Raw genomic sequence first — 5,115 nt, forward strand, 5'->3', positions numbered from 1 at the left:
GCGGAAGTTGGGGTCCACCGCCAGGGTGACACCGCCACCCTGGCGCACGGCGGCGACCAGGGCATTGGTCATGGCCTGCTCCGGGTTATCGCCATAACCCCGTGCGGACACGGAAACGGTTTCCGTCATCGCATGGCTGAAGGACGAGCACAGTAGCAGGACAAGAAAAAAGGGAGAGAAAAGATGTTTGATCATGATGACCTCCTTGCCAGTAGCGACAATCGTGCCACCACTTATATCACGAATAAGGCCGGCGTGAGCCGGAAACGGGCGGCTTCGATGATACCGCCCCGGCGCACCTCAAACGGCCGAGGCAGGGCGTCCCTGCCTCCAGCCACCCCGCAGATCCCTGCGCGGTGGCCGTTACCGTTTGCAGTCGCGAATACGGCCCGTTTACAGGCCGAACAGGCTCTTGGACTTGGTCTTGCGAATTTCTTTTTCGTTGGCCCACTCGATGATGCCGGTCTGGATGTTGAGCAGCTTCAGGGTGAACTTGTAGTACACGTCCTTGGTGCTGCCATCGCGTTTCACGATGGAAGAGAAGTTGCCGTACATCATGAACTCGGCGCCAATTTGACGACCCATGGCCGCAGCGGTGCTTTGGTCTACCAGGCCGGATTCGCTCTGGTAATCCAGCTGCTCACGAACACGCTCTACGACTGTCATGTCAGCGAAACGGAACTTGCCGGAGTTGATCAGCTTGGACTGGATGGTATCGGTGATCGATTCGGTGTCCACGTGCTCGGTGGTCTTGTTCTTGATGCGGTCCACAAACACCACCGGGCGACGACTCTGGGTCATCTGCACGATGGGCGGGAACACCAGCATGTCATCCACCATTTTGCTGGCAATCATCTGCAGGTCGGTGGAACCGAAATCGGTGTTCACGGTTTCGCGGCCCTGGGCATCGCCATAATCCACGGTGGAACAGCCAGACAGCACCAGTGCAGCGCCAAGCATCATCATTGAAAATACACGTACCATTCTTGTTTCTCCTTGTTCCTTGTTACGTCAGCCGGGCTGACAGTTATTCCTGCACCCAGATTTCGAAGCGCACGGCGGACGGATTGGGGGAAACCCCCTTCACACTGTTCTGGCTGCGGCCGGCCATGACCACCTGCTGCCAGGGCTGGGCTTCCGGTTCCAGTTCAAAACCGTCGGCATCAAACCACTTGAACTTGTATTGGAAGTCGAGCTGGAATTTCCAGTCATTTTCCAGCACCGCCTGAACCATCAGCATATCGCCCACACGTTTCTGGCGCAGGTCTTCCACGGAAATGCGGCTGGATAGCAGGCTGTTGTTGGAATACACCTTGGTAACGACTTCGCCGTCTTCGGTGACTTCCATCTGGCCTTTATTGCTGGCGGAACATGCGGCCAGCATCAACGCGACCAGTATCGCCAGCATCGGGCGTAAGAATGTCATAAGGGTCCCTCCTGAACGGGTAACACGCGAGTAATCAATTGGCCAGGTACAGCCACTGCATGAATCACGGTGAGGCCCCGGCGTACTACCGGAACCGTCAGCGTTCTGTTGCCTGCCGGGGTACTAAGCACCAATGCATGCTCGCCCTGGGGCAGGTGAAAACGGGTGGCCTGGGCATAGGCTGGCAACGTCAGCCAGCTGCGCCGATCGGCCTGCTCACTGACCAGATTATAGATCTGTGTACTCAGTGAGCCTAACAGACCGAAGTTGTCGTTGGCCTGTTTTTGCATATTGTACTTGGCCGTGGCCCGCAGGGTCTGGCGCACCAGCATGCCGGGCATACGCTCTTTCAGATCCTTGGCGGCCAACCCGCCCACATCCGCCAGCACCACGGTTTCCCCCAGCGGCTGGCTGGCGCTGTCCAGCACCCGCAGGCTGTTGGGGCGCGGCTTGCTGCCAATGGCATAGGTGGGGAAGGCCACGGAAAACACGCCGTGCACGGTGGGGATCGGCAGGGTGAATTCTTCCCGGGGCTGCACAAAGCCTTGCTCATACAACACCGCGACCATGCCTTCATCGCTGTCTCGCAGCGCACGAGGGTTGGACACCCGCTCCACGTCTTCCTTGATCATATCCACGCCGGAGTTGATCTCCAGCGCTTTCTTGTAATCGACCAGGGCATCGTTATATTCGCCGTGGGCCTCCCAGAACAAGGCGGACAGGTAGAAGGTCCAGGCATTCTGGAAGCTGGCCTTGACGCCGCCGGCCACCGCATCAATCCCCTGGAAATAGCCGTCGAACTGGGACACGTCCACGTCGTTCTCTTCGGCCTCTTCCTCAGCCTTGGCGATTTCCTTTTCCCGCTTGTTGGCCGAGACCCGCTGCTCCAGGGCCGCCGCACGCAATTCCACAGCGGTGCCGGTGACATCGTTCTCGGCCCAGTAGTTCAGCGCCTGATAGGCACGGGTGAAGATGCGCTCGTAGTCCGGCGCCACATAAGGGCGGGCATTGTCGTTGGTGATTAGCGAGGTGCCGGAGGCAGCCAGGGACGAGACCTGGATCTTTGCGCTGGCATCCTCTGCATCGTATTTGGATACCACATCGGCAAAGGCATTGCGGCTGGCTTCGCCTTCGCCATTGAGTTGCGTAACCCGCCCCAGCTCCTGCAGATAGAGCACGCCATCGCCCCCGGCGGTGGCTTTCTCCAACTTTTGTGTGGTCCCTGCACTGGCGGCCTCATTCCCCAATGTGGCCTTCCATTTTTCTGCCTGGCTGGGGTAGGACACGAACATGGAGTTCGTGGCACAGCCGCTCAGCATCGCCAATAACGCGACAGACAGGCATCCCTTCCTGAACAAATTCATGATCTTAGTGTATGCCCCAAGAAAAAAGCCGAAGCAGGCAAGTTAGCCTGACTCCGGCTTTTTGTCGAGCAGTTCACACCCTGCTGGCACAATATGCCAACATTTGTGTGCCGCTGTTACGACTAGAACAACACCCGGGTGCGGATGGTGCCATCGATGGTGCGCAGCTTCTCCAGCGCCAGCTGGCTGTAGCCCTTGTCCACATCGATGACCACGTAACCAATCTCTTCGTTGGTTTGCAGGTACTGGCCGCAGATGTTGATGCCGTTCTCGGAGAAAACGGTGTTGATCTGGGTCAGCACGCCGGGCACGTTCTTGTGGGTGTGCAGCAGGCGGTGCATATCCGGGTGCGGCGGCAGGGCCACTTCCGGGAAGTTCACCGCACCCAGGGTGGCGCCGTTATCGGAATAACGGATCAGCTTCTCGGACACTTCCGTGCCGATGTTCACCTGCGCTTCCTTGGTGGAGCCACCAATGTGCGGGGTGAGGATCACGTTATCGAATTCGCGCAACGGGCTGACGAACTCGTCGTCGTTACCCTTGGGCTCTTCCGGGAACACGTCGATGGCGGCGCCCAGCAGGTGGCCGTCTTTCAGGGCCGCCGCCAGCGCGTCGATATCGACGACTTTGCCGCGGGCGTAGTTGATCAGGTAGCCCTTGGGCTTGATCGCGCGGATCTGCTCTTCCTGAATCATCCAGCGGGTGTCGGCGGTATCCGGCACGTGCAGGCTGACCACATCGGACTGGGCCAGCAGGTCGGTGAGCGTGCCCACCTGTTCCGCGTTGCCCAGCGGCAGCTTGGGCACCACGTCGTAGAACTTCACCTTCATGCCCATGGACTCGGCCAGCACACTTACTTGCGCACCGATGTTGCCGTAACCCACGATCCCCAGGGTCTTGCCACGGATTTCGTAGCTGTCCTTGGCAGACTTCAACCACCCGCCACGGTGGGCCGACGCGTTCTTCTCGGGAATGCCGCGCATCATGTTGATGGTGTGGGCAATCACCAGCTCCGCCACGGAGCGGGTATTGGAGTAGGGCGCGTTGAAGACCGGGATACCACGCTTGAGAGCGGACTTCAGGTCCACCTGGTTGGTACCGATACAGAAACAGCCGACGCCAATCAGTTTTTCCGCCGCCTCGAACACCTCGTCGGTGAGCTGGGTGCGCGAACGAATGCCGACAAAATGGGCATCCTTGATTTTGGCAGTCAGGTCATCCCCGGTAAGCGCAGTGGGCAGCAGCTCCACATTGGAGTAACCGTTCGCTTTCAGGTTCTCCACGGCGTTTTCGTGGATGCCCTCGAGCAGGAGAACGCGGATCTTATCCTTCTCAAGAGAAGTATCGGCCATGATTCTGTCTCGGTAGCCTGTGAAATGGGCGCGTATGTTAACATAGCGCGCTCAAATTGAGAGCAACCCATGCTGTACTTCTGTTCAAGTCAGCATGAAGCCGTTTCAAGCCCCCGGTTAGACCCGTTCAGGAGACCTGTTGATGACTGCCCTTGCCCATGCTGCACTGGAGCAACTGACTGATTTGCTTGGCAATCGCTGCCTCACCGACCAGGAAAGCGCAGAACGCTACGGGGTCGACTGGACCAAAGTCTGGGCACCGGCCCCCTGCGCCGTGGCACTGCCCGAGACTGCGGAAGAGGTGCAACAGATCGTCGAAATCGCCAACGAGCATGGTCTGCACCTGGTGCCGTCCGGGGGCCGCACCGGCCTCTCCGCCGGGGCCGTGGCATCCAACGGCGAGCTGGTAGTGGCCTTCGATCGCATGAACACGATCCTGGAGTTCAACGAATTTGACCGCGCTGTCACCGTGCAACCCGGCGTGGTCACCCAGCAGCTGCAGGAATTCGCCGAAGAGAAGGGCCTGTTCTACCCGGTGGATTTCGCTTCCGCCGGCTCCAGCCAGATCGGCGGCAACATCGGCACCAACGCCGGCGGCATCAAGGTGATCCGCTACGGCATGACCCGCGACTGGATCACCGGCCTGAAAGTGGTCACCGGCAAGGGCGAACTGCTCGACCTGAACAAGGGCCTGATCAAGAACGCCACCGGTTACGATTTCCGCCACCTGTTTATCGGCTCCGAAGGCACCCTGGGCTTTGTGGTGGAAGCCACCGTCAAACTCACCCGCCAGCCAAAAGACCTGACGGCCCTGGTACTGGGCGCCCCGGGCTTCCGGGAAGTGATGAAAATCCTGCACGCCTTCCAGCAGGACATCGACCTGACTGCCTTCGAATTCTTCTCCGACAAGGCCATGGCCCACGTACTGGCCCACGGCGTGCCCAAGCCCTTCGAGACCGAGTGCCCGTTCTAC

General features: G+C 59.3%; 5 protein-coding genes and 1 pseudogene. 1 reads left to right on the forward strand and 5 read right to left on the reverse strand.

The genetic code is table 11. The features are described 5' to 3' along the window. From A3754_RS16205 to serA, 5 genes and pseudogenes are all read right to left on the reverse strand, one after another. A pseudogene (locus A3754_RS16205) lies at positions 1–195 on the reverse strand (penicillin-binding protein activator LpoB); the annotation flags it as partial. A 198-nt stretch (positions 196–393) separates the two neighbouring features. After that, positions 394–984, reverse strand: coding sequence for a penicillin-binding protein activator LpoB (lpoB, locus tag A3754_RS16210; protein WP_007149918.1), 591 nt, complete (start codon positions 982–984; stop codon positions 394–396). Between the two features lie 43 nt (positions 985–1,027). Beyond that, entirely contained in the window at positions 1,028–1,426 is a 399-nt protein-coding gene (locus A3754_RS16215; RefSeq protein WP_063520532.1) for a YcfL family protein, read from the reverse strand. Beyond that, entirely contained in the window at positions 1,423–2,718 is a 1,296-nt protein-coding gene (locus A3754_RS16220; RefSeq protein WP_231880655.1) for a COG3014 family protein, read from the reverse strand. The genes A3754_RS16215 and A3754_RS16220 overlap by 4 nt, the downstream gene beginning before the upstream one ends. A 194-nt stretch (positions 2,719–2,912) precedes the next feature. Next, complete coding sequence (gene serA, locus A3754_RS16225; protein ID WP_063520534.1) at positions 2,913–4,142, reverse strand: phosphoglycerate dehydrogenase; 1,230 nt, start codon at positions 4,140–4,142, stop codon at positions 2,913–2,915. Positions 4,143–4,284: 142 nt separating this feature from the next. Between serA and A3754_RS16230 the strand changes: the two genes are divergently transcribed. Beyond that, positions 4,285–5,115 (forward strand): FAD-binding oxidoreductase (locus tag A3754_RS16230; RefSeq protein ID WP_156497027.1); only part of this gene is annotated, 831 nt, incomplete at its 3' end.

This window comes from Alcanivorax sp. HI0083, assembly GCF_001635175.1.